Source organism: Flagellimonas alginilytica (assembly GCF_042134605.1).
GTDB lineage: Bacteria > Bacteroidota > Bacteroidia > Flavobacteriales > Flavobacteriaceae > Flagellimonas > Flagellimonas alginolytica.
Genome location: NZ_CP169638.1, coordinates 2182631 through 2205814 on the forward strand (window position 1 = coordinate 2182631; position 23184 = coordinate 2205814).

21 protein-coding genes and 1 tRNA gene are annotated in these 23184 nt (G+C 41.1%); 7 read left to right on the top strand and 15 right to left on the bottom strand.

Annotated features, from left to right (window positions below):
- Position 1: 1 nt before the first annotated feature.
- From ABTP35_RS09665 to ABTP35_RS09675, 3 genes are all read right to left on the bottom strand, one after another.
- Positions 2-1432, bottom strand: a complete 1431-nt coding sequence (locus ABTP35_RS09665) for an ATP-binding protein (RefSeq protein WP_375334185.1) — start codon at positions 1430-1432, stop codon at positions 2-4.
- A gap of 114 nt (positions 1433-1546) precedes the next feature.
- Entirely contained in the window at positions 1547-4381 is a 2835-nt protein-coding gene (polA, locus tag ABTP35_RS09670) for a DNA polymerase I (protein ID WP_293296731.1), read from the bottom strand.
- A 324-nt stretch (positions 4382-4705) separates the two neighbouring features.
- Entirely contained in the window at positions 4706-5704 is a 999-nt protein-coding gene (locus ABTP35_RS09675; RefSeq protein ID WP_224835497.1) for an isoaspartyl peptidase/L-asparaginase family protein, read from the bottom strand.
- Between the two features lie 40 nt (positions 5705-5744).
- On the opposite strand from ABTP35_RS09675, the gene ABTP35_RS09680 reads away from it, so the two are divergent.
- From ABTP35_RS09680 to ABTP35_RS09690, 3 genes are all read left to right on the top strand, one after another.
- On the top strand, positions 5745-6464 hold the full coding sequence (locus ABTP35_RS09680; RefSeq protein ID WP_293296729.1) for a copper homeostasis protein CutC: 720 nt from the start codon (positions 5745-5747) through the stop codon (positions 6462-6464).
- Positions 6465-6518: 54 nt separating this feature from the next.
- A complete protein-coding gene (locus tag ABTP35_RS09685; RefSeq protein ID WP_293296727.1) occupies positions 6519-7751 on the top strand; it encodes a metallophosphoesterase in 1233 nt (410 codons plus the stop codon).
- A gap of 84 nt (positions 7752-7835) precedes the next feature.
- Positions 7836-8132: a co-chaperone YbbN gene (locus ABTP35_RS09690; protein ID WP_224835494.1), complete on the top strand. Its 297-nt coding sequence runs from the start codon at positions 7836-7838 to the stop codon at positions 8130-8132.
- Positions 8133-8175: 43 nt separating this feature from the next.
- Here ABTP35_RS09690 and ABTP35_RS09695 read toward each other — a convergent pair whose 3' ends face one another.
- Positions 8176-11502 carry a DUF2723 domain-containing protein gene (locus tag ABTP35_RS09695; protein WP_293296725.1) on the bottom strand — a complete coding sequence of 1109 codons (3327 nt, stop codon included), beginning with the start codon at positions 11500-11502 and terminating at the stop codon, positions 8176-8178.
- Between the two features lie 189 nt (positions 11503-11691).
- Here ABTP35_RS09695 and ABTP35_RS09700 point away from each other — a divergent pair.
- Positions 11692-11763, top strand: a tRNA-Gln gene (locus tag ABTP35_RS09700).
- A 64-nt stretch (positions 11764-11827) separates the two neighbouring features.
- On the opposite strand, the gene ABTP35_RS09705 is transcribed toward ABTP35_RS09700, so the two are convergent.
- Complete coding sequence (locus tag ABTP35_RS09705; RefSeq protein WP_293296723.1) at positions 11828-12730, bottom strand: helix-turn-helix domain-containing protein; 903 nt, start codon at positions 12728-12730, stop codon at positions 11828-11830.
- A gap of 223 nt (positions 12731-12953) precedes the next feature.
- Between ABTP35_RS09705 and ABTP35_RS09710 the strand changes: the two genes are divergently transcribed.
- From ABTP35_RS09710 to ABTP35_RS09720, 3 genes are all read left to right on the top strand, one after another.
- A complete protein-coding gene (locus ABTP35_RS09710) occupies positions 12954-13427 on the top strand; it encodes a cupin domain-containing protein (protein ID WP_293296721.1) in 474 nt (157 codons plus the stop codon).
- A 97-nt stretch (positions 13428-13524) separates the two neighbouring features.
- Positions 13525-13986, top strand: coding sequence for a (2Fe-2S)-binding protein (locus ABTP35_RS09715; RefSeq protein ID WP_293296719.1), 462 nt, complete (start codon positions 13525-13527; stop codon positions 13984-13986).
- Positions 13987-14006: 20 nt separating this feature from the next.
- On the top strand, positions 14007-16277 hold the full coding sequence (locus ABTP35_RS09720) for a molybdopterin cofactor-binding domain-containing protein (RefSeq protein ID WP_293296717.1): 2271 nt from the start codon (positions 14007-14009) through the stop codon (positions 16275-16277).
- Positions 16278-16403: 126 nt separating this feature from the next.
- Here the strand turns inward: ABTP35_RS09720 and ABTP35_RS09725 are convergent, their stop codons facing one another.
- From ABTP35_RS09725 to ABTP35_RS09770, 10 genes are all read right to left on the bottom strand, one after another.
- Complete coding sequence (locus tag ABTP35_RS09725) at positions 16404-16784, bottom strand: group III truncated hemoglobin (protein ID WP_375334186.1); 381 nt, start codon at positions 16782-16784, stop codon at positions 16404-16406.
- A 24-nt stretch (positions 16785-16808) separates the two neighbouring features.
- Positions 16809-17159, bottom strand: a complete 351-nt coding sequence (locus tag ABTP35_RS09730) for a hypothetical protein (RefSeq protein WP_293296713.1) — start codon at positions 17157-17159, stop codon at positions 16809-16811.
- On the bottom strand, positions 17113-17574 hold the full coding sequence (locus ABTP35_RS09735; RefSeq protein WP_293296711.1) for a hemerythrin domain-containing protein: 462 nt from the start codon (positions 17572-17574) through the stop codon (positions 17113-17115). Before ABTP35_RS09735 ends, ABTP35_RS09730 begins: the two co-directional genes overlap by 47 nt.
- Positions 17575-18306: an iron-sulfur cluster repair di-iron protein gene (gene ric, locus ABTP35_RS09740; RefSeq protein WP_293296709.1), complete on the bottom strand. Its 732-nt coding sequence runs from the start codon at positions 18304-18306 to the stop codon at positions 17575-17577.
- 51 nt (positions 18307-18357) lie between these two features.
- The gene (locus ABTP35_RS09745; protein ID WP_293296707.1) at positions 18358-18792 is read right to left on the bottom strand and encodes an Rrf2 family transcriptional regulator; all 435 of its coding nucleotides are present in this window, start codon (positions 18790-18792) and stop codon (positions 18358-18360) included.
- Between the two features lie 88 nt (positions 18793-18880).
- Positions 18881-20083: a hypothetical protein gene (locus ABTP35_RS09750; protein ID WP_293296705.1), complete on the bottom strand. Its 1203-nt coding sequence runs from the start codon at positions 20081-20083 to the stop codon at positions 18881-18883.
- 21 nt (positions 20084-20104) lie between these two features.
- Positions 20105-20887, bottom strand: coding sequence for an ABC transporter permease (locus tag ABTP35_RS09755; RefSeq protein WP_293296703.1), 783 nt, complete (start codon positions 20885-20887; stop codon positions 20105-20107).
- Complete coding sequence (locus ABTP35_RS09760) at positions 20880-21593, bottom strand: ABC transporter ATP-binding protein (RefSeq protein ID WP_293296702.1); 714 nt, start codon at positions 21591-21593, stop codon at positions 20880-20882. Before ABTP35_RS09760 ends, ABTP35_RS09755 begins: the two co-directional genes overlap by 8 nt.
- A complete protein-coding gene (locus tag ABTP35_RS09765; protein ID WP_293299081.1) occupies positions 21590-22777 on the bottom strand; it encodes a nitrous oxide reductase family maturation protein NosD in 1188 nt (395 codons plus the stop codon). The genes ABTP35_RS09760 and ABTP35_RS09765 overlap by 4 nt, the downstream gene beginning before the upstream one ends.
- A 112-nt stretch (positions 22778-22889) precedes the next feature.
- The gene (locus ABTP35_RS09770) at positions 22890-23183 is read right to left on the bottom strand and encodes a hypothetical protein (RefSeq protein WP_293296700.1); all 294 of its coding nucleotides are present in this window, start codon (positions 23181-23183) and stop codon (positions 22890-22892) included.
- Position 23184: the final 1 nt, after the last annotated feature.

Consider the following 23184-nt stretch of genomic DNA (forward strand, 5'->3'; position numbering starts at 1 on the left):
GTTACATATTTTTCTTTTTCTCCAAGGTGTTTTTGCCGACTGTATAGGCGTAAGATGAGGAAGGAAGAAACTGAATATTTATTCCTTTAAATTCCTTTTCTCCTTCTTTGTCAATTGTAGTAACTATCGGGTTGTTCAAATTACTTTCATTGCAAAACTTATATAGACTCTTCAATCCACTAGGTTTATCGAAATATCTATTGGACCATTTGATTTCAAGGGCCCATAGGGGTTTTAACGTCGATTCACTTAAACCGACCATATCCACTTCACCCCCCGTCCATCTAGCATACCATGGTGTGAACCAATCGCGATGCATCCATTGCGCAAAAATTGCAGTTTCCACCATATTGCCCATCATTTCATCAGTGGTTGACATTGGTGAAAATATTGCGCTCCTTAATGAGGGATTGGTCAAATAGATTTTAAAAAAGTTGTCTCTTTTGAAACGTTTCCCGCTTTGGTCAATACGTCTAACTTGCTTTATCAAATAAGCAGCTTCTAAATATTCTATATATTTTTTTAGAGTATTCTTTGGAACTTGTGATTGTTTACTGAGTGTTTCCAGTGAAAACTCTCCACCACTATTATAGGCAATAGTTGTAAACAAAGAATTTAATTCCCGCGTGTCACTTATTCCATAAAGACTAGGAAGGTCTCTAAGAAGCACCTTGTCCACAATATCTTGTCTAATGTACCTGCCAGGATTGGCTTGTATTTTTTCCGAAAAGATGACTTCGGGGTATCCACCAAAGTTTATATAATCCAGAAAATGTTTGTTCAATTCATCAAGGTGTGAAGAGGTGTAAAACTCGGTTATATGTTCTTTCCATTTCAATTTTGTAGTAGTGATAATCCTATCTAATCCTTTTAAGGAGATATATTCATTAAAGGTCAAGGGCGGCAGCAAAAAATCTGTGAATCTTCCAGCACCACTTTCATTACTAGCGAACTTAAGTGCAGCAGCAGCGGAACCTGAAACGATAAACTTATCTTTCCTGTAGCTATCAACCAATGACTTTAAGTGAACTTCCCAATCTCTACAATACTGAATTTCATCATATATAATGTGCCAATCATTTTTATCCTCAAGGCCAGTAGCCTCTTTGGCATAGGTAAAAAGCTGTTCTAGCGGTATATTGTTGTATATAGGGTTTTCTATAGTGATGAAGATAATTTTTTTAGGATTCACTCCGTTCTGAATCAAATCCTCAACCAAATGGAAGAGCATAACAGTTTTTCCTACCCTTCGTGGTCCCATCAAAACAACGGCCCTGCGGATATCCCGCTCATAAACCAGAGGTTTGAACAGTTCAAAGTAAAGCCTTCTGGGCATTTGGTTATAATCATCTTCAATATGACCATCTACCCACCAAGGATTTTCAAATCTAATCCTATCCAGTACTTGCTTTTTAGAGATTTCTTTTATCATTGATTTGCTTAAATCTAAGTAAAAATACAAAATAGAGTCAAATATTTAACTCTATTTGTAATAAATTATCTAAATAAGAAATAAACTTGTTTTGGATGGGTTTATTTAATGATTTCAATGCGCCTCCAACCAATTCTCGCCAATGCCTACTTCCACATCCAAGGGTACGGATAGTTCGTAGGCGTGTTCCATTTCGGATTTAATGAGTTCTTTCATTTCCTCCAACTCAGGTTTGTAACAATCGAACACCAATTCATCATGCACCTGTAACAACATCTTGGTTTTGTATTTTCCTTCGGAAAGCTTTTTATGGATGTTGATCATTGCAATCTTAATAATATCCGCTGCACTTCCTTGGATGGGAGCGTTCACGGCGTTACGTTCCGCTGCCCCGCGCACCACTTGGTTGCCTGCATTAATATCCTTTAAATAGCGACGTCGGCCCAATACGGTTTGCACGTACCCATGCTCTCGCGCAAAATCAATCTGCTCGCTGATGTAATTGCGCAATTTGGGATAGGTCTTGTAATAGGTGTCGATCAGTTCTTTGGCCTCGGTACGGCTCAAATCGGTTTGGTTGCTCAATCCGAAGGCGGAAACCCCGTAAATGATTCCAAAGTTCACCGTTTTGGCATTGCTACGCTGTTCGCGGGTCACTTCCTCAATGGGCACATTAAATACCTTGGATGCCGTGGATGCGTGGATGTCCTCCCCATTTATAAAGGCAGAGATCATGGTGTCCTCCTCGCTCAATGCTGCAATAATGCGCAATTCTATTTGGGAGTAATCCGCTGCCAACAAAACATAGTTTTCATCCTTAGGGACAAAAGCTTTTCGTACTTGTCGGCCTCTTTCTGTGCGAATGGGAATGTTTTGCAAGTTCGGATTGTTACTGCTCAAACGGCCCGTTGCGGCCACCGTTTGCATATAATCGGTATGCACCCGACCCGTTTTTTGCTGGACTTCGTTGGGCAGCGCATCCACATAGGTGCTTTTTAGTTTTGCCAATCCGCGGTAGTCCAGGACATTTTGGATGATTTCATGGTCCTTGGCCAAATAAGAAAGTACATCTTCCGAAGTGGAAAATTGACCTGTTTTGGTCTTTTTTGGTTTATCCACCAACTTTAACTTGCCAAAAAGAATTTCTCCCAACTGTTTTGGGGAGGCAATATTGAATTCTTCGCCAGCTTCTTTATAAATTTTCTGTTCCAGTGTTTTGATGTCCTTGTCCAATTGCTCCGAAAGGCCGTTCAAATAATCTTTATCCAGATTGATGCCTTCCAGTTCCATATCTGCCAATACTCGTAGCAAAGGAATCTCTATTTCATCGAACAATTTATCGGTATGTGCTTCTTTGAGCTCTGGAGTAAATTTTAATCCCAACTGAAAGGTGATGTCGGCATCTTCCACGGCATATTCCGTTTGCTTTTCCAAAGGAACATCGCGCATACTGAGTTGGTTCTTGCCCTTTTTACCAATAAGTTCGGTTATGGAAATAGGTGTGTAGTTGAGGTAAGTTTCTGCCAGTACGTCCATATTGTGGCGCATATCGGGGTTGATAAGGTAGTGGGCCAACATGGTATCGAACAACTTGCCCTTGACCTCCACGCCATAGTTTTGCATTACCTTGATATCGTACTTGAGATTTTGCCCCACCTTTTCTATGTTTTCCGATTCAAAAAACGGACGTAGTTTTTCGATCATAGGTCGGGCATCGTTCTCATTATCGGGAAAGGGAACATAAAAACCCTTGCCTGGGGACCAGCTAAAAGCTATGCCCACCAGTTCAGCCTCCAAAGGGTTGAGGGAGGTGGTCTCTGTATCAAAACAGACGGAAGGTTGCTTCATTAGCATTTCTAAAAATAGGTCCAAGCCCAATCCGCTTTGTACATTTTGATAAAAGTGAGATACATCGCCGATGTTTTTTCTGCTGTTTACATCCTTTAGGGTCGCCGCGGCTTCCGAGGGATCGCCGCCAAAGAGCGTAAACTGTCCACTACCGGCAACATTGGCCTCTTGCTTGGCTGTTTTAGTGCTGGTTGCCGGGGAGCTGGCTTCTGCTTCTTCCGTAAATAGTTTGATGAATTGGTCCTTTAGCCTGCGGAATTCAAGTTCTTCGAATATTTCTTGCACCTTTTCTGCATCTGGGGGGCACATTTCATAATCCTCGGCATGGAACTGCACGTCACAGTCGACCTTGATCTCTGCCAATTTTCGGGATAAACGTCCCAATTCGGCATTTTCCTCCACTTTTTCTTTCATTTTGCCCTTGAGCTGGTCGGTGTTGGCCAATAGACCTTCCATGGAATCGAATTGTTCCAAGAATTTTTTGGCCGTTTTGTCGCCCACACCAGGTAATCCCGGGATATTGTCACTGGCATCGCCCATCATGCCCAAATAATCGATTACTTGCTCGGGACGCTTGACCCCGAAGCGTTTTTGTACCTCTGGGATTCCCCAAATTTCGATACCGTTGCCCATCCGGGCCGGACGGTACATAAAAATATTTTCGCTCACCAATTGCCCAAAATCCTTGTCGGGCGTAACCATAAATACTTTGTAATTTTCTTTTTCGGCCTGCTTGGCCAAAGTGCCGATAAGGTCATCTGCCTCGTAGCCTTCCAGTTCTACCACGGGAATCTTCATGGCTTGCAGAATTTGTTGGATATAGGGCACGGCGATTCGGATGGCATCGGGTGTTTCGTCCCGGTTGGCTTTGTAGTCTTCGAACAATTCGGTACGTTCCACGCTACCTCCCTTATCGAAGGCCACGGCCAAATGGTCGGGCTGTTCCCGTTTGATCACATCAAAAAGAGAATTTACAAACCCCATGATCGCTGAGGTATCCATTCCCTTGGAGTTGATTCGTGGGTTTTTTATTAGGGCGTAATAGCCTCGAAAAATAAGTGCGTAGGCATCTAAAAGAAACAGTCGTTTTTGTTCGGACATTTTATTCAGTTAACAATGATCAATAAACAATAAGTGATACCCAAAAATTTGGTGGGGGATTAAAAGTACGAATTGCGTTTTAAAAGATGTTGGAATTGAGATATTAGATTTGAGGGGATTTGATTTTAGCACGAATAGACGACAGACAATAGATGAGAGACGAAAGTCGATAGACAGAGATGGGAGACAAGAAACAAGAGACAGGAAACAAGACCTTTGAAGGAATAAAAAACAATTTTAAACGCAATCAAGTCCGTCTTGACTCTTAAATCTAAAAGCGAAGGGTTCTGGTATCTAACCTCTAATAACAGAGCGTTCTAATATCTATTCATAGAAACTCGTTACCTTTCGGTTCTCATGTCCATTCTCGGAATACTCCCGATACGTAAAGCCAGGATGCACACAATATCCGCCCGTTTCGCCATTTTTGTTGATGGCCAAAAATCCAATTTGGAAATCTTTGCGGCCTTCGTTTTTCTTCATAATGCGTTTTACGCCTTCCTCACATGCTTCTTGCGGACTTTTTCCCTGTCGCATCAACTCCACGATCAAAAAACTGCCCACGGTGCGAATGACTTCCTCGCCAACCCCAGTGGCCGTGGCGCCACCGACTTCGTTGTCAATAAACAACCCTGCCCCAATAATTGGGGAGTCCCCAACGCGCCCCGCTACCTTGTAGGCCATTCCACTTGTGGTGCATGCCCCGGCCATGTCGCCTTTTTCATCTATTGCCAACATACCGATGGTGTCGTGGTTCTCTATATTGATCGTTGTCTCGTACTCCGATTTTTTTAGCCACTCTTCATATTGTTTTTTGGTACTTTCGGTAAGCAGGTCCTCTTTTTTAAAGCCCTGTTCGTAAGCAAATTTCTCTGCGCCTTTTCCTGCCAATATAATGTGTGGGGTTTCTTCCATTACCTTACGTGCCACCGAAATGGGATGCACAATATTTTCCATACAAACAACAGAGCCGCAATTGCCATCCTTGTCCATAATACAGGCATCCAGGGTGACGTTTCCGTCCCTGTCCGGCCTACCGCCTTTGCCCACGGTCTCGTTGGTTTCATCCGCTTCCTCGACCCTAACGCCCTGCTCTACGGCGTCTAGAGCATTTCCGCCCGATTTTAGTACTTCCCAAGCTTTATTTGTAGCATTCATAAAATTCCAGGTACATACCACAATGGGTTTGGTTGGGTTAGATGTGGTTGGTTCGGATATGGCTGTTTCCAGTTTAGTATCGGTTTTACACGCCATCAAAGTGGAGGTGGAAAGCAGTCCTGCCGCCGAAAGGCTGGAATTTTTAAGAAATTTGCGTCGTTCCATAGGTTGGTATGTTTATTTTTAGGGTTCATAAATATACAATATGCTGGTAGAAGTCTGTGCCAATTCCTTAGCGTCTGCAAGACATGCAATGAGTTCCTGTGCTGATCGCATTGAACTTTGTTCGGAACTTGGGGTAGGAGGTGTTACCCCATCGACTGGCCTTATTCAATTGGTTAAAGGTGAGCTAAATATTCCCGTTCATGTTTTGATTCGTCCAAGAGGAGGGCATTTCACGTATTCCGACGCTGAATTTGAAGTAATGAAAGCCGATATTTTGACATGCAAGGAATTAGGTGTTGATGGTATTGTTACTGGGGTTTTGAGGGATGATTTTTCTATTGATGTTAAAAGAACCAAAGCACTGGTGGAATTGTCCCAAGGAATACATTTTACCTTTCACCGTGCTTTTGATTGGGTGGCAAAACCTTTGGAAGCCATAAAGCAACTTGAGGATATTGGCGTGCAGACTATTTTAACGTCTGGAGCCAAGTCTTCATCCGAAGAAGGGATATTAAACCTAAAGGTTTGGCAACAGCGTTCCAAAATAACTATAATGGCTGGGGGAGGAGTTTCGCCCAGCAATGCATCAAAATTTAAAGAAATAGGTCTCAGCGCTATTCATTGTTCGGGAACAAGCTTTGAAAACCCTGTAGATTTGGAAGGGAAAATCAGTATGAATTCCAGTAAGCATTTGGTGGAGGATAAAGTGGCGGTTTCGAATTTAGATATCCTCAATTCAATAGTTCGAGCCGTTAAATAAATTTAAAATACACTGTTTAATAGGAGATTAGCGCTAATTTTGTAAAAAAATTGTATGTCCCGATTTATCATTTTGGCAATCCTATATGTGGTACTCGCCGTGTATGGTTTTCAAGCCTTTAAAACATTGTTCAAGAGTCCTTTGTTGCACTGGACCTATATTGTATTGTTTTTAGGAGCCTTGGTTTTTTTGACCGTAAAAGTGGTTACCTACGATCCCAGCGATGGGTTTAAGGGCACTGCCGCTATTGCTGGAAGTATTTTTGCTGCCTTTTTTCTGTTGGCCCTAGTGTTGGGTTTCTTTCTGCTTTTGGAGGATATTGTACGTTTGTTAGGATTTGGGTATAATAAGATTGTTGGTGTTTCCGACTCGGGCAAAGGTTTTTATCCATCCCGTAGAAAATTTGTGAGCGGTATAGCCTTGGGCTTGGCCGCTTTGCCCTTTGGAGCTCTGTTGTACGGTATGTACCGCGGTAAATATAATTATCAGGTATTAAAATACGAGTTGGAGTTTGAAGACCTTCCCGACGCTTTTCATAATTATCAGATCACGCAGATTTCGGATGTGCACAGCGGTAGTTTTGATGATTATAAAAAGGTGGAATACGGAATTGATCTCGTAAACGAACAAAAGAGCGATGTTATCTTTTTTACGGGTGATATTGTAAACAACCGTTCAAGTGAACTGGAGCCTTGGAAAGAGGTTTTTTCCCGATTGAAAGCTAATGATGGTGTATTTTCGGTTTTGGGAAATCACGATTATGGTGATTATGCCGTTTGGGATACCGAGGAAGAAAAGGAACAGAACCTCGAAGATCTAAAGACGATGCAAAGGGAAATGGGATTTGATCTATTACTGAATTCCAATCGCATTTTAGAAAAGCAAGGAGATAAAATTGCACTTGTCGGGGTGGAAAACTGGGGACGTGGCGGATTTAAAAAAGCCGGCGATCTGCAAAAGGCCAAGGCGGGTGTTGCCAAGGAAGATTTTAAGATACTTTTGAGCCATGACCCGTCCCATTGGGAAGATGTGGTACTACAGGACGATTATCATTTTCACTTGACCCTCAGTGGACATACCCACGGCATGCAGTTTGGAGTGGAAATACCAGGTTGGATAAAATGGAGCCCGGTAAAATGGAGGTATAAATATTGGGCGGGTATATACAAAGAATTGGGCCAGTTTATCAATGTGAACAGAGGGTTTGGTTTTATTGGTTATCCCGGCCGTTTTGGTATCTGGCCGGAGATATCCGTTATCACCTTAAAGAAAAAGGGGTTGGCCTAATTTTATTCGCCATGGTGCCAAAGAAATGTTTAACTGTTAAACATTAACATTTTTTCTTACTTTTGACTGTAAACCTTAGAATACATGTCCAAATTCGGAGAACTTATAGATTTACAAGTACCTGTATTATTAGATTTTTATGCAGAATGGAACGAGCAGTCCACTTCTATGCATCCTGTTTTGAGCGATGTGGCCGCTGCCCTAGGTGATAAAGGCAAAGTAATAAAGATTGACGTGGATAAAAATAAAGAGCTCTCACAGGCACTGCGTATTAAAGGGCTGCCAACGTTAATGATCTACAAAAAAGGTGAAATGGTCTGGCGCCAAAGTGGTGAGCAGGACGCCAATACCCTCATTGGTATTTTAAACGAATATATTTAAATAAAAAAGCGAGGTTTTTACCTCGCTTTTTTTTGCTGTTACCTTATTCTATCGTGGAGTCGGGCACCCTTTCTATGGTGTCCAACGGAATGGAATCTTCCATATCGGGGTCCAAGGATATTGGTTCGTCCAAAACATCTTCTTCCTCATCAACAAATTGGGAGAACATATCGATGTACTCATTAAAGATAATGGTTTCCGACTCGGCCAGTTCTTTATCTCCATTTTCTATTAAGATGTCAATATTTCTGCGGTAGGCCTGCATATCGGTAAGGATGTCGTCAATTTTATCATATTGTTCGTCCAGAGGAATATTAGCATAATATTCCAAATGTTCCTGATATATTTTTTTGAGTTTTCCGAACAGCTCCCGGGCTTTTTCCGTTTCGCCAACTTTATAATATCCGTCCACAAAAGGTTCAACAAAGGCGTAAAAATAGAAGTGTTCCACCGGAATATTTTCCATGGCGATATTGATCACATCCTTGGCTTTATCAATTTTGTTTTCTGCAATAAGGGTTTCCATTAAACGGGCCAAATTACTACGGAAAGATAATCCTTGTGAACGAGTCTGTGGGTCGTGGTAAATATCGTCGCTACCAGAATTGCCCCAATCCCAATCCTTTACGATGTCGTACATCAACTCGGAGTCGATACGTCCCATTTCAAAGGAATTACGGTTCGGGGTTTTTATGGGCACCAGTTTGTACACCAGACCATCCAATTGCAAGTAATCCTTCATCCAAATATATTCGGCGCTGTCAAAACTGCCTCCCGAGAAGTAGATGGGTCGTTTCCAATCGTTGTTGGCAATTAAGTCCAACATCAAAATTCTGTTTTTAGGAAGTGCACCAGTTGGAAGATCAATGTCGATGTAATCCACGATCAAGGCGGAATCCTTTTCTTTTACCAGACCACTTTCGAGAACGTTTTGTTTGTTGACCGGTATCCTGATTTTATTGGTAGGGTAGTATACAATATCCAAAGTGCTTTCCGAATACTGGCTCAAATCGGCCCCTTGGTTGGTTAAAATATGTCGGAACTTGGTCTGGGGCTTATCGCTACCGATCCAATTCATAAAATCCTTGATATTCCAACGATTTTCGGTTATGCCTTGATAATACACCGCATCCCTTGTGCCATAACTGTACTTGTCGTGGGTTAATTGAGATGGTATAGGGTCGCTTTCATAGGCCTTTCGTTTCATTTGATCAATATACCAATCGGTGGCAAAAAGACTGGTGTTTACAATGCGGACGTCGGTCCTGTAATTTTCGATTTCCTGAGCATACCAAAGCGGAAAGGTGTCGTTATCGCCAATAGTGAACAATATGGCCCCTGCATCTTCTTGACAGGAATCGAGGTAAGCTTTTGCTGTTGATGGCGCAGTATATCGGTTAGACCTATCGTGATCGTCCCAATTTTGGTAGCCCATTAACAAAGGCACGGCCAAAAGGCACAATGTGGCAATGGCAGGTGCAGCGATTTTGGCGGAAATCAGCTTTTTAAATTCATCGAAGAGGCCGTATACGCCAATACCGATCCATATACAGAAAACATAGAACGATCCAACGAGCGAATAATCGCGTTCTCGAGGTTGGAAAATGTATGGATTGGTATAGAATTGAATGGCCAGTCCTGTGAACAAAAAGAAAATAAACAGCGCCCAAAATTGCTTTGGGTTTTTGGAAATTTGGAATACAATGCCCAAAATACCCAGCAGTAGTGGCAGAAAGAAATAGGTGTTGCGGCCTTTGTTGTTTTTCCAATCGCTGGGCAGGTTTCCTTGGCTTCCCAACCTAATATTGTCTATAAAATTGATGCCGCTCAGCCAGTTGCCATTTTCATCGTATCTACCTTGAATGTCGTTTTGCTTGCCAACAAAGTTCCACATAAAGTACCGCATGTACATGTAGCTGAACTGGAAATCAAAAAGATATTTTAAGTTTTGGCCCAAGGTCGGGGGCTCAACTTCGATGTATTCCCCAAATTCCCTTAAAAACCGAATGTACTGTTCTGTATCCAATTCTCCTTGGGAGTATGCGGTCTTAAATTGGTTCACCGCTTCCCTAAGATCGTTGTTGGAAATGTATTCGGATTTTATGCGGAAATCCAGTGCGCCAAAATAGCGCATATAGTTTTCGGCATGCTGGTCGCTCCACATTCGGGGCAAAATACCTACATGTTTCTCATTGGGTCCGGGAATAGCGCCTTTGTAATGGTTAACAATTACATATTTACCCAACTTGAGGTCTTTTTCGTATTTGGGGCTATCGTCCCGGTCTTCTCCAGATGGGGCAAAAGTATCGGAATAGTACGCTCCATATACGGGACTGTCCACACCGGGATATTGTTCCCTGTTATAATAGGCCAAAAGGGCACGCGCGTCCGAAGGGTTGTTTTCGTTTACTACGGTTTTTGCATTTGCTCTAATAGGAAGCATCAACCAAGAAGAAAAGCCGAGGATTAGGAACATTAGGCAGAGGACAACAATATTGGCATTGTAGTAATTATGTTTTCGGGTATATTTCAAACCAAAATAGAAGGCGGCAACAAACAATAGTCCCATGATTATGGATCCGGAGTTGAACGGAAGCCCAATTTCGTTGATAAAGAATACCTCGCTCCAGCCAAATAGTTTTAAAACATAGGTGAGCGAGAATTTATAGACCAATATAAGTATGGCCACTACGATGATATTGGCCAATAAAAAATTCTTTACTGTTGTGGTCTTGTATTTTTTGAAATAGTACAAGAGCCCAATGGAGGGAATGGCCAAGAATCCCATAAACTGTATCCCGAAGGTTAGGCCGATCACAAAGCAGATGAGCATTAACCAACTATGTCCTCGTGGATCGTCCAAATTATCTGTCCATTTTAGGCCCAACCAAAGCAAAAGTGCCATTATTAAACTGGCCATGGAGTATACTTCGGTCTCCACTGCATTGAACCAAAAACTGTCCGAGAAAGTAAAAGCAAGTGCCCCTACAAGTCCACTTCCCAAAATAGCGATAGCTTTGCTATTGTTTATTGTCTCTTCTTTGGAAATGAGTTTTCCGACCAAATTGGTAATGGTCCAAAATGTGAACAATACGGCAAATGCACTGGATACTATGGAAACTGCATTGACCATGAGCGCTATCTTGGTAACGTCTCCAAAGGCGAACATGGCAAAAAAAGCACCTATCATTTGGAGCAGCGGAGCTCCAGGCGGGTGTCCTACCTGTAACTTTGCGGAAGTGGAAATATACTCCCCTGCGTCCCAAAAACTTCCAGTGGGTTCAACGGTAAGGGCATAAACTATAAACGCGATGGCGAAAGAAACCCATCCGAGGATGGTGTCCCATTTTTTAAAGTCTTTTGCAAACATAGAGTTGGTTGTTAACCGAATTGTGGCGAATTTAGTAAAACTATAATAGAAGATTAGCCATTTTTGGAAAACCTTTAACACCCATGCATTGGAAAATTAGCAGGGATTCTTTTAAAAATATTTGTTGAAACCAAAGTTTGTTTTAAATTTGCACGCTCAAAAGCTGAATCAAGTTTAGCTTTTTGGTACTGGCCTATGGTGTAATTGGTAACACAGCTGATTTTGGTTCAGTCGTTCAAGGTTCGAGTCCTTGTAGGCCAACGGAAAGCCCCACAGATGTAAATTTGCGGGGCTTATTTTTTCTAATCACTTGTTTTTGAATAGGTTAGTTTAGTGTTCTAAACTCGTTCGGGGAGTACCCTACGCGTTTTTTAAAAAGCCTACTAAAATGCTGAGGGTATTTAAAACCAAGTTCATAAGCAATCTCACTTACTGATTTGTTCGGGTCGAATACTTTTTCCTTGGCCACATCGATCAATTTATTTTGGATATACTCTTGGGCCGAATATCCCGATTCCTTTTTTACCAAATCACCAAAGTAGTTGGAAGAAAGATTCAATTTGTCAGCGAAGTAAGCTACCGAAGGCAATCCATGTTTTTGGGGTTTGTCCGATGATAAATAATCGCACAATAGTGAGTTGAACTTTTGCAACGTACCTTGGTGCGGAATTTCTCGGGTTAAAAATTGACGATCATAAAACCGTAGGCAATAATCCAGTAGCAGCTCTATATTGCTTACGATCAGTTTTTTGCTATGCTTGTCCATGTTTTGTTCCAATTCATACTGAATTTTATCAAAAACACTCAAAACCACCCCTCTCTCTTTATTGGACAAATGTAAAGATTCGTTTACAGAGTAGGAGAAAAAATTGTACTCGTTCATCTTTTGGGCCAATTCACTGCCCAATAAAAGATCTGGGTGAAAAATCAGTGCATAGCCCTTAGGTATGTAATCTGGATCGTAACTAATGCCGACTTGTTGTCCGGGTCCAACAAAAACCATGGATCCCTCATCAAAATCATAAGTGCCTCCACCATATTTTAGTTTGCAATTCTTTGCCATTTTTACAAAAACAGCGTAACAATCAAATTGTAAACCATCAAAAGTGCGATCAGGATGAGCAGAGGTGCGTTCATAATCCAAAATACCAACCAAGGGGTGTTCAGGTTTGGCACTGCGCCATGCAAAATAATCTGCTACCGTTTTTATCTGATAAACATTTTTCATTTTCCAATAAGCTTTAGGTTAAAGATAAGCCATTGATATACAAGTAATCAATGCAAAGTTTTGAAATCAGTAATAATGGTAGTAACAACTGTAATCTGGGTAGACTGAGGGGTATTTTGATCTCTTACTTTTGTTATGCACGATGGAATAAGAAATAGGTTTATGAGGATAATGAGCTTAACTTATTGCTTAAACTAGTTCAATAATTTAAAATCTTAGCATTATGAAAAAATTTATTTTCTTCTGTCTTTTTACTGCCACTCTTAATATTTCCGCTCAAACTTCAGATTACAAAGTTTCCTCATATTTTACCAAAGGTAATAAGGCCCCAAACACCCATTATATAGGTGAAGCATGGTTAAATCAAGTATTGCGGGCAAATGGCGACTTAACCTATAACATTACCAAAGCAACTTTTAAAGCAAACTCTACATTGGATTGGCACAAACACGAATCTGTACAAGTATTGATTATAGTTGAAGGGGAATGCTATTATCAAGAGAGAGGAAAGAGTCCTGTAATTCTTCAGGAAGGAGATGTAGTGGCATGTGAAAAGGATACAGAACATTGGCATTCATCATCCAAAGAAAAAGATGTAACGTATTTGGCCATCTACGGAGGTGAAACCCCTACCACTTGGACAGAAGTACTCTCGCAAGAATATTATGATAGTGTGGCAAAGATGTTAGCCAATTAGTTTTTTATGAATCGACTATAAAAGTGGGGATTAATTCAGACTGATTCTAAGCAATTTGAGTTCAAATATTTCATAACTTGAAGAAAATCAAAAAATTATGGCAACATTCAATCTAAACATCAACGGTGAGGTAAAGCAAGTGGATGTAGATCCATCCACTCCGGTGCTTTGGGTTTTACGAGATCATTTAAATCTTGTCGGCACAAAATATGGATGTGGTATTGCCCAATGTGGTGCATGTACCGTTCATTTGGATGGAACAGCAACACGCTCATGTATGCTTACGGTATCCATGGTGGGCAATTCCGAAATTATAACTATCGAAGGCCTTTCGGAAGATGGGACCCATCCAGTACAAAAAGCTTGGTTAGAGGTGGATGTGCCCCAATGTGGATATTGCCAGGCAGGCCAAATTATGACAGCTTCTGCCTTATTGGATAAAAACCCCAGCCCCACCGATGAAGAAATTGAAATGGCCATGAACGGGAACATCTGCCGATGTGGAACATACACCAGAATCAAAAAAGCTGTGAAAATGGCTTCAGGAAACAACTCTTAATTCACCCTAATACATAAGAAATGACACTAATAAAAACTCAAATAGGACGTAGAGCCTTTATTAAAAATACAAGTATTGCCGGAGGTGGATTAATTCTTGGATTTAATTTTTTTAACTCCTGTAAGCCCAAAGTGGCCGAGGCAGTAGCCATGGAGTTGGAAATGCCCGAAGAATGGTACGAAATCAATGGCTATTTAAAAATTGGGAATAATGGAGTGGTGACGATAATGTCGCCCAATCCTGAAATTGGTCAAAATGTACGGACATCCATGCCAATGATCGTGGCAGATGAGCTTGAAATTGACTGGAAAAATGTAGTGGTGGAACAAGCTCCGCTAAACACTAGTTTATACAGTTGGCAGGTGGCCGGGGGAAGTAGGTCCATTAGTAGTTCTTGGCAAAACCTAAGAATGGCAGGTGCAACTGCGAGACATATGTTAAAAGAAGCTGCAGCACAAGCATGGCAAGTACCAGTTGGTGAGATTACCGCAATAGCAGGTGTTTTAACTCATGAGGCCAGTGGAAAAACCGCAGGGTACGGCGAAATGGCATCCGCAGCATCTCAAATAGAAGTACCAGAGGAAATAGAACTAAAGGATCATTCGGAGTTCTCGATTATTGGGACTTCCCGAAAAAATGTGGATGGAAAGAAAATTGTTACCGGTAAACCGTTGTATGGTATAGATGTTCAGCGAAAAGGGATGTTGATTGCTGGATTGGTCCACCCTCCCGCCTTTGGAAAGCGCTTAAAATCTTTCAATGCGGATGAGGCTAAACAAATGCCCGGGATTAGAGATGCTTTTTCATTAAAACTGTATGATGACGATTTTGATAAAATGGCCTTTCACTTTACCGCTTTCAACGAAGTGGTAGTAGTAGTGGGTGACACTACTTGGCAAGTATTCCAAGCTAAAAAGGCTTTGAAAATTGAGTGGGAAGATGCACCAGAGGTTACACAAAACCTCTCATTGTTTGGTAATGCTATGGAGGTAAAACACCCGGCAGGGATGGAAAATTCCAACAATCATACAGCTAAATTAAAGGAACTTATTGCCCAAAAGGCTAAAGTGGCCCGTAAAGATGGAGATCCGGATAAAGCATTTGCAAATGCAGATAGAATTATCGAGCGTAGTTATAGTTGTCCGTTTTTGGCTCACAACACCATGGAGCCTATGAACTTTTTTGCCAATGTTACCGAAGATCGTGCCGAATTATTGGGGCCTACACAAACCCCCGAATGGATGGAAGTTGCAGTGGCCGATCGTTTGGGTCTTCCTTTGGAAAAAGTGGATATTCAAATGACCCGTCAAGGAGGTGGGTTTGGACGAAGGCTTTATGGACATTTTATGGTTGAGGTAGCTGCTATCTCACAACGGATGAAGGCGCCGGTTAAACTAGTGTACACTCGCGAGGATGACATGTCTCAAGGAATTTATCGTCCTTCGTATTATGCAACGTACCGTGCTGCACTGGATGCCGACAACAATTTGATAGGATTCCATGTTAGGGCGGGAGGTATTCCCGAAAGTCCTCTATTTGCAAATCGTTTTCCAGCAGGTGCCATAGAAAATTATTTAGCAGAAGATTTTACCGTTGACACCAATATTACGACAGGGGCATTTAGGGCACCACGTTCCAATTTTATTGCGGGAGCCGAACAATCGTTTTTAGATGAACTGGCAGAGGAAATGGGCAAGGACCCGATTGATTTTAGATTGGAGCTGTTGAAGCGTGCTCAAGATAACCCGGTAGGAAGTCCAGAATCCAACGATTATGATGCATCACGATATGCAGGGGTTCTGGAACTGGTTCGGAAAAAATCCAACTGGGGAGAAAACGAAGCAGGCTTGCACCGAGGTGTTTCAGCATATTTTTGTCATCAAAGTTATGTGGCCCAAGTGCTGGACATTGTAATGGAAGATAATACGCCCGTAGTCCAAAAAGTTACCGCTGCCATTGATTGTGGTATTGTGGTAAACCCCGATGCGGCCGCAAACTTGTCAGAAGGTGGTGCCGTGGATGGGATTGGGCATGCCATGTACAGTGGGCTTTCTTTTAAGAACGGGTCTCCGGAGCAGACCAATTTTGATCGTTACCGATTAATCAGGCATAGTGAAGCGCCAAAAGCTGTGGAAACTCACTTTGTGAAGAGCAACATAGATCCCACTGGAATGGGAGAGCCTCCTTTTCCACCAATTATGGGCGCCTTGGCAAATGCACTGTATAAAGCAACGGGCAGAAGGTACTACCATCAACCATTTATTACGGATAAGCCACCTTTGGTGGGCTAGTCAAATAAGAGGAATAGTTAGAGGGCTACATTGGCTTATAAGCAGTGTGTTGAATAGTTGGATTTTCTCTGATAAGTTTAACATTACTAGAGTTAAAGCAAAAAGAACAGTTTAGAGATTGAAGCTTTAACTGTTCTGCTGTATGTAGGCAATCTTCAATTGGAACATTTCTGCCATTTTAGTAGCTCTGAATTTGGCTTCTTCAGCTTTTTCACCTGAAAAATTTTCATCTATTGTTTCAAAAAACAAGTGTTTCCAACGGTCAAAGTGATTTGCATTAACAGGAAGTTGGGCATGGGGAGCAAAAGGGCTGCCCTGATAGGTGTGCTCCTGTAGTAAAACGGTTTGCCAAAACCGATACATTTTTTCCAAATGTAACGGCCAATTTTCTTTTATTGCTCCATTAAAAATATCGGCAAGTAAAGGGTCCCTGCGTACTTTGTCATAAAAAAGGTCTACCAGTAGTTTAATTTCTTCTATAGTTGTGATCTCTTTTCTTTCAGTCATGGCAAATTTATACTTGGTTTTTGATTAAAATAAGTGGGCGAGTATCACCAAAGTGCTAAAAACAACACTTAGGATCAATAAATTAAAGGTAGCCTTTGCTTTTAATTGTGCCAAAACGGCTCCATTGAAAGCCATGCAGAATATGGTCACAAAGAAGAGTATGATCATTTTTAGCAGCATAGTCGTTTCTCCCATTAATAAAATCATCGCTGCACCAGAACCCAGGCAACTTTGTCCGATAATTGCTATGGTAGAATATCCAAGTTGTTTCTTTTTAAACTCCAGATACATCTGTTGGTATGGATTCCTTGGATTTTTTGTCTTGAATTTAGAGCCAGAACTGGTCATGGGTATTGTCGTTAAATTTTTCGCCATTATGTTGTTTATTGATCAGGTCCAGTTGGGCAGAGTCGGCAACCTCTTGTATGTGATTGAAAAGTTGCCGTTCTTCGAACCTAATATGTTCCTCAAGTTTTTTTTCGATTTGTTCCAATGTGTTCACGTCCAATTTTGAAGAGGTGAACCAATTTTTTAATATTTCATGGTCGCTAAGTGCTTTTTGTACCCAAGGATGTCCATTTCCAATAATGGGGAAGAGGTATGTTTCTTCCATATGAAAATGAGGGGCCAAATGGTTTTGATAGAACCAATCCATATATTTTTTGATTCTTTCTGGAGCAATATTTTTCGACAGCCCTGTTCTGATCTTCCAGGATAGGAGTAACCCATGATGATGTTCACGGCTCACTCCCTGTAAGGCTTTGTGTCGTTTTATTGGTTTAATTCCCATTTAATTATGGTTGAGTAAGTGGGCTTCGAGCAACTCTGCTTTTGGAAAAAGAATATTGTTTTCCAAATGGATGTGACGATGTAGATCGTCCTCAAATTCTTGTAATAATGCGAATGCTACGCGATAGGTATTGCATGCATCCGAGGGCGGGGTATAGTCCTCGCTCAACTTAGCAATTTTCCTAAACCTTTCCCCTTCGTTATCGTGTTCTTGCATCATGCCAGCAATGGGATTGCGTACCGAACCAAAGCGGGGAGTTTCCAAATTGGCATCGGTCTCTGGCCCGTTCACCATTTTTTTTATGTAGGGAAAAAGAACAAGCTCTTCTTTCTTCATGTGCATGGCCAACTCTCCGGCGGAAACATTGAAATGTTCGGAAATCTGGAACAGCTCGGGATGCCGTTCACCATGAACGTTGCAAAGTTTGGACAGATACTGTTTTAGAACCGGTATTTGTTTTTCCACATATCGATGGTGCTTTTTTTCTATGTAATCAATTAAAAGATCTAAGGGCCAGGTTTTAAAGTTGGGTTGGTCGGTTTGGTTTGCTTCCGTAACCGCAGCGAGCTCTTCCAAAATTACTTCTAGTTGTAATCCTTTTTTTGAGGCAGCTTCGGCTAGGGTCCTGTTGCCGTTGCAACAAAAGTCGATTTTGTGGGCCTTGAATATTTCTGCGGTTCTGTAGTTGTCCGCTACCATTTGTCCGATGGTTTTTTCTTTTGTTCGGGTCATATAGATTACTTTTATAAAGGACAATTTTATCCTTTTTTTGAATAAATTTTTTTAGCGTTTTAAATATGTCAATCCAACTTCCAGGCCGGTTGCAAGTTCGTATAAACTGGTATTTGTCAACATTTTTCTAAGGTTACTTCGGATATCAGCAAATTTATCGTGTAGGGGACAGGGTTGGTTGGCATTACATTCTTTGAGTCCAAGACCACATCCCATATAAATTCCATCTCCGTCAATAGCTTTTACGATCATGCTCAGCTTTACGGAGTCCATATCCTCTTTTTCTATTTCAAAACCACCCGATGGCCCTTTAATGGATTTTACGATGTTGTTACGTGTGAGTTGTTGTAGTGTTTTTGCTGTAAAAGCTACTGGAGAATCTATTTCATCTGCAATTTCTGCAACGCTTACCCGTCTTCCTTCCAAAGACTGCAGAGCAATATACACTGCTGCTCGAATACCATACTCACAAGCTTTTGAAAACATCAGGGATAATTTTATTGTACAAAGATAGGATTAAAAATATTTAGGACAAAAAAGTCTTTTATATATAATTTCACGTGTAATCCATAACTCAAACTTTACGGTAATTTTGATAGCTCAGTATTGCCAGTGCAAAAAGAATGAGTGTTGAGCCACTGAACAATACCGTTGTATATTCTTTAAAAACCGGCCATTTGATCCAGGCAGCAAGCCCTTTATAAAAAATCAGCAGTTCAGTAAGCATAAAACCAACAAGGTACATTCCCATGGATAAGTTGGACAACCTGATTAATTTGAAATAATCGCTTAGAAATAAAATTCCTAAACTTATTACCCCCAAAAATGTTAGGTGCAAGTAACCAATGGTCAGGTCCAGATAAGTTGCGATCAATTGGGCAAAATAGGGCAGGGCGGATATAATTTGCAATGTGATTTTTATCGTTAACAAAATCACTACTGTCTTGAGCAGTAGCTTTTGTTTTCCTGTTAATTTTAGTTTGAAGACAGTGCTTTTGATCATACTCCAGAAGTGGACAAAAGCGAACCATTGTAACATGGCCCCCAATCCCGCCAAAATATTGAGCCAAATCGATGCATTGGTCCAAAGTGCGGACAACAGAAAGCTCAACACTATGCTTAGGTTGATACTGATGAAGAAAATGGAGAAGGTTTTTTGGTGCAATTCCAGGTCCAATCGTTCCAATAGGTACATAAACATTCCCAGTATCGCAAGAACCATCCAGCCGTTATATTGAAAATGTAGATAGAAATAGATGGACAACCGGTACCAGACCGATTCCTGACCTACAGTGCTCATTATGGCACCTAGGGCCCATGGCCCTATACTGGAAATTATCATATAGATCAATGCAGCTTTTACTATTCTCAAGCTTTTTCTTCTTGTATGGACAGGGTCAATGTTTTTCCAAAAATGATAGGTGTAGATATAGGACAAAACCAAAAAGAGGGTGGAAAAAACTATGGAGGAAACGGCGTACCCTTGAAATGGAAAAGTCAGCAGCATACCAATGAGTGTGCCCTGGGTGCCCCAAAATAAACGTTGGTATTTTTTTGAGAAAACTTTTCGGTCTACAAAAAGGTAGTGGAGCATTGTGGTCAATGCAACATAGACCCAACCTAAAAGAGCAATGTGCGAGTGCCCATGTACCATATACTTATAATTGAACCCGAACGGAAAAACGGCGTAGGAGCGGAGCAATAAGCCCAACAAGGCGGCAATCCCAAAATATAAAATTGCTATTTGTATATGGCGGTTATATTTGTTTGCCTTCATGCATTGCTATTGTGGTCCGTGTTAAAAATCCTTTCTTTTGGTTTTGTACCGTATTCCCAAAATGGGCAGAATGGTCCAAACGAGAAGTATGGCCATAGAGACCAAGAACCCGATATTTGTACCAAAAAATCTTTTAAAAATGGCACCGGTGTATCCCAAAAGCGCAGAAATGTCCAATTTTAGGAGAATCAAAATTCGTGAAAGATCTATGGGGTTGAGTGCTGTGGCCACTAACGAAAAGGTATCCAAAGGATATTCTTCAAACATAATAAGGGACATAAGAAACAGGCCATCGTAGACTACGGCCAAAAAGAGCCATAGCAACACGGCATACCCAAAACCTTTTATCTTGTTTTCGTTGCTTATGGCAATCACAAAGGACAAGCCCACAAATATAAAGGTTAAAAATGCTCCCGTAACCAATAAAAGGGTGAAGTCGAATATGGCATTACTCCGTAACAACCCGTATAATAAGAAGGGGATACCCAGTCCCAATACCAAACTGAGGGTCAAAGAACCGGCCACACCAAAATATTGTCCCATAAATATGGAACTCCGTTTTATGGGCTGAGCCAATAAGAGTTCGGTAAATTCGCGTGAATTGTAATAGTACATTACTCCAAAAATGGTACCTATTAACGGGATGAGTACAATAATAACGTTCATTAATGTGATCACTGCTTTGGATACATCGTTGTTAAGGAACAGCAAAACAAATCCGAGTGAAAGGTAAAAAAGAAAATAAACATAGCTCCAACGGCTACGGATAAGATCGTAAAAACTATATTTTAAAATTTTAAGCATGGCTGTCGGGAGTTGTTAGGGCCGCAATGGCATGTTCAAACGTGTTTTGGCGGGTCTGTTCCATCAATGTGTCGATACTACCTTTAAAATAGATTTCCCCCTCTAGCAGGTACAAAATCTCATCGGCAATTTCTTCAACAAATTGCATAATATGCGATGTGATCAAAATGGTTTTGCCCTGTTCTTTTTCCTTTTTTATAATTTTTTTTAGACTTATGAGGGCTTTGGGTTCCAATCCTGTTGTTGGTTCATCCAAAATAATAAGGGGACTATCGAACATAAAGGTCAGAACAAGGTTTACTTTTTGTTTGGTTCCCCCGGAAAGTGTTGACAGTTTTTTGTCCATAAAAGCTTCTAGGCCAAATTGTTCGATCAAGGCTTGCTCACTGCTTGGACTGTTTCTTAGGTCCTTGATCATGCCGATCAATTCCTTTACCCTAATGTTGGGCGGAAAATTGGCAATTTGGGGGAGGTAGTCTATTTTTTTGCGGTATTTCCAATCTTTTTTAATGGGTTTGCCCAGTACCTTAATACTGCCCTTATCGGGGATTACCATGCCCAGTATACTTTTGATCAATGTGGTTTTTCCAGAACCATTGGGACCTAAAATAGCATAGATGCGCCCTTCGTCCACAGAGACATCAACTCCTTTTAGAACTGTATTTTTTCCGAATTTTTTATGTAGGTTTTTTATAGCAATGGTCATGGTCGTTTGTGCATTAGTGGTTGTGGATCTTTTAGGTTGTCCGGAGTAAATACAGGAGATACTCTTTCAGAAAAGTCAATAATATCCATAAAAAGGCTTCGCAAAAGAACAATGGTCTCCGGAGTTCGGTTTACTACATAGGAGAATAATTTTACAGGTCGGTAAGGAACGTCGCCGATGCCATCTTTATCCAGATCATATCCGGTGTAGCCACTCCAAAAATTTCCTTCGAACACATTGTCGTTCAATTTACTGTTATAAGAAATATCAAAGGAGTTGTAAAGGAAGTTGTTACTCTTGAAACTATTGGTGTAACAGGCGCCGATTACCCGAATGGCCCATCCATTGCCAATAAAATCATTGTTGGTATAGTCAATGCGATTGGACCCCTCTATATTTATGCCGATGGTATTTTCCTCAAAGGTGTTTCCACTGATTTCTGCATCATTGATTTCCTTTAAAAGCATACCATAGGCCGCGGTGCCCCAATTTTTTCGGAACGTATTGTTCCTCATGGTAATAAATTTGGAAAACATCACTGCCACTCCTGCACCGTTGTTTTCGAAAGTATTGTTTGCGTAAATATCGTTGTCGGAAAACATAAAATGCAAACCGTAGCGAAGGTTGTCCATGCTAACATTGTTGGTAATGGTAATGTGATCGGAGAATTCCAGATAGATACCGTCCCGGGTGCCTTGTACATGGTTTTTTAGTACTTCCACATCGGTGGAATACCAAAGTTGAATCCCGTTCCCGGAATTGTACTCGTCCACGGCTTCACCGATAATGCGGTTGTGGTACACTTTGCCATGGGAAGACTTTTCCAGATAGATGCCAAAAAACAATTCTTCCAAAACCAAATGTTGGAGTAAGAAATTCTTGCTCTGGACCACCCGTATGGCGGCATTGTCCTTGGTATAACTAACACCAACATTGATGATGAACAGTCCATCCAAGGTTACATTGTCGGAGGTTATCCTAAAAATTTCACCTTTCTTTTCGCCGTCCACCACAGGGTAATCGATCCCTTTGATGACCAAAGGCTTGTCCACCAATATCTCGAACTCCTTGTAAGTCCCTTTTTGAACCAATAAGGTGTCTTGGGCACTGGCCATTTGAATGGTTTTTTTAATGGAGTTATGCTCACAGGTGGGGCAGATCGTCCAGCTTTTTGCCCAGACCATTTGTCCAAAAACGAGCAGGATGATATATATTAAATTGGTGCGATGTGGATTTTTGAGTGCCATGGTGTCTTTCAGGTCAAAGAATTTTAATTTCTTGAATGGGTACCCGGTTTTATCTGATAATCAAAAATTTGGCATCTTCCTTGGCAAGAACCCAATGTTCCACTTCTTTGGAAAAACTAAAATGCTGTTGCTCTGTTAGGTTAACGGTTTGATTTTGTATGTGAAAGTTTATGTTGCCTTCCAAAACGATCAAATGGGCATCCTTGGGGGAAACGTGCTTTGGGAACATCGCATTTTTAGCCAAGCTGATGCTCAATATTTCCAAAGTATTGTTCTTGACCAATTGCTCTATTTGAAGGTCGTTGAATGGTTGCTGGGCAATGGTATTGTCTATATCGATCATA

Coding starts and splice junctions, on each gene's coding strand:
- ABTP35_RS09665 (WP_375334185.1), bottom strand. CDS start 1,432: ATGATAAAAGAAATCTCTAAAAAGCAAGTACTGGATAGGATTAGATTT.
- polA (WP_293296731.1), bottom strand. CDS start 4,381: ATGTCCGAACAAAAACGACTGTTTCTTTTAGATGCCTACGCACTTATT.
- ABTP35_RS09675 (WP_224835497.1), bottom strand. CDS start 5,704: ATGGAACGACGCAAATTTCTTAAAAATTCCAGCCTTTCGGCGGCAGGA.
- ABTP35_RS09680 (WP_293296729.1), top strand. CDS start 5,745: ATGCTGGTAGAAGTCTGTGCCAATTCCTTAGCGTCTGCAAGACATGCA.
- ABTP35_RS09685 (WP_293296727.1), top strand. CDS start 6,519: ATGTCCCGATTTATCATTTTGGCAATCCTATATGTGGTACTCGCCGTG.
- ABTP35_RS09690 (WP_224835494.1), top strand. CDS start 7,836: ATGTCCAAATTCGGAGAACTTATAGATTTACAAGTACCTGTATTATTA.
- ABTP35_RS09695 (WP_293296725.1), bottom strand. CDS start 11,502: ATGTTTGCAAAAGACTTTAAAAAATGGGACACCATCCTCGGATGGGTT.
- ABTP35_RS09705 (WP_293296723.1), bottom strand. CDS start 12,730: ATGAAAAATGTTTATCAGATAAAAACGGTAGCAGATTATTTTGCATGG.
- ABTP35_RS09710 (WP_293296721.1), top strand. CDS start 12,954: ATGAAAAAATTTATTTTCTTCTGTCTTTTTACTGCCACTCTTAATATT.
- ABTP35_RS09715 (WP_293296719.1), top strand. CDS start 13,525: ATGGCAACATTCAATCTAAACATCAACGGTGAGGTAAAGCAAGTGGAT.
- ABTP35_RS09720 (WP_293296717.1), top strand. CDS start 14,007: ATGACACTAATAAAAACTCAAATAGGACGTAGAGCCTTTATTAAAAAT.
- ABTP35_RS09725 (WP_375334186.1), bottom strand. CDS start 16,784: ATGACTGAAAGAAAAGAGATCACAACTATAGAAGAAATTAAACTACTG.
- ABTP35_RS09730 (WP_293296713.1), bottom strand. CDS start 17,159: ATGGCGAAAAATTTAACGACAATACCCATGACCAGTTCTGGCTCTAAA.
- ABTP35_RS09735 (WP_293296711.1), bottom strand. CDS start 17,574: ATGGGAATTAAACCAATAAAACGACACAAAGCCTTACAGGGAGTGAGC.
- ric (WP_293296709.1), bottom strand. CDS start 18,306: ATGACCCGAACAAAAGAAAAAACCATCGGACAAATGGTAGCGGACAAC.
- ABTP35_RS09745 (WP_293296707.1), bottom strand. CDS start 18,792: ATGTTTTCAAAAGCTTGTGAGTATGGTATTCGAGCAGCAGTGTATATT.
- ABTP35_RS09750 (WP_293296705.1), bottom strand. CDS start 20,083: ATGAAGGCAAACAAATATAACCGCCATATACAAATAGCAATTTTATAT.
- ABTP35_RS09755 (WP_293296703.1), bottom strand. CDS start 20,887: ATGCTTAAAATTTTAAAATATAGTTTTTACGATCTTATCCGTAGCCGT.
- ABTP35_RS09760 (WP_293296702.1), bottom strand. CDS start 21,593: ATGACCATTGCTATAAAAAACCTACATAAAAAATTCGGAAAAAATACA.
- ABTP35_RS09765 (WP_293299081.1), bottom strand. CDS start 22,777: ATGGTCTGGGCAAAAAGCTGGACGATCTGCCCCACCTGTGAGCATAAC.
- ABTP35_RS09770 (WP_293296700.1), bottom strand. CDS start 23,183: ATGATCGATATAGACAATACCATTGCCCAGCAACCATTCAACGACCTT.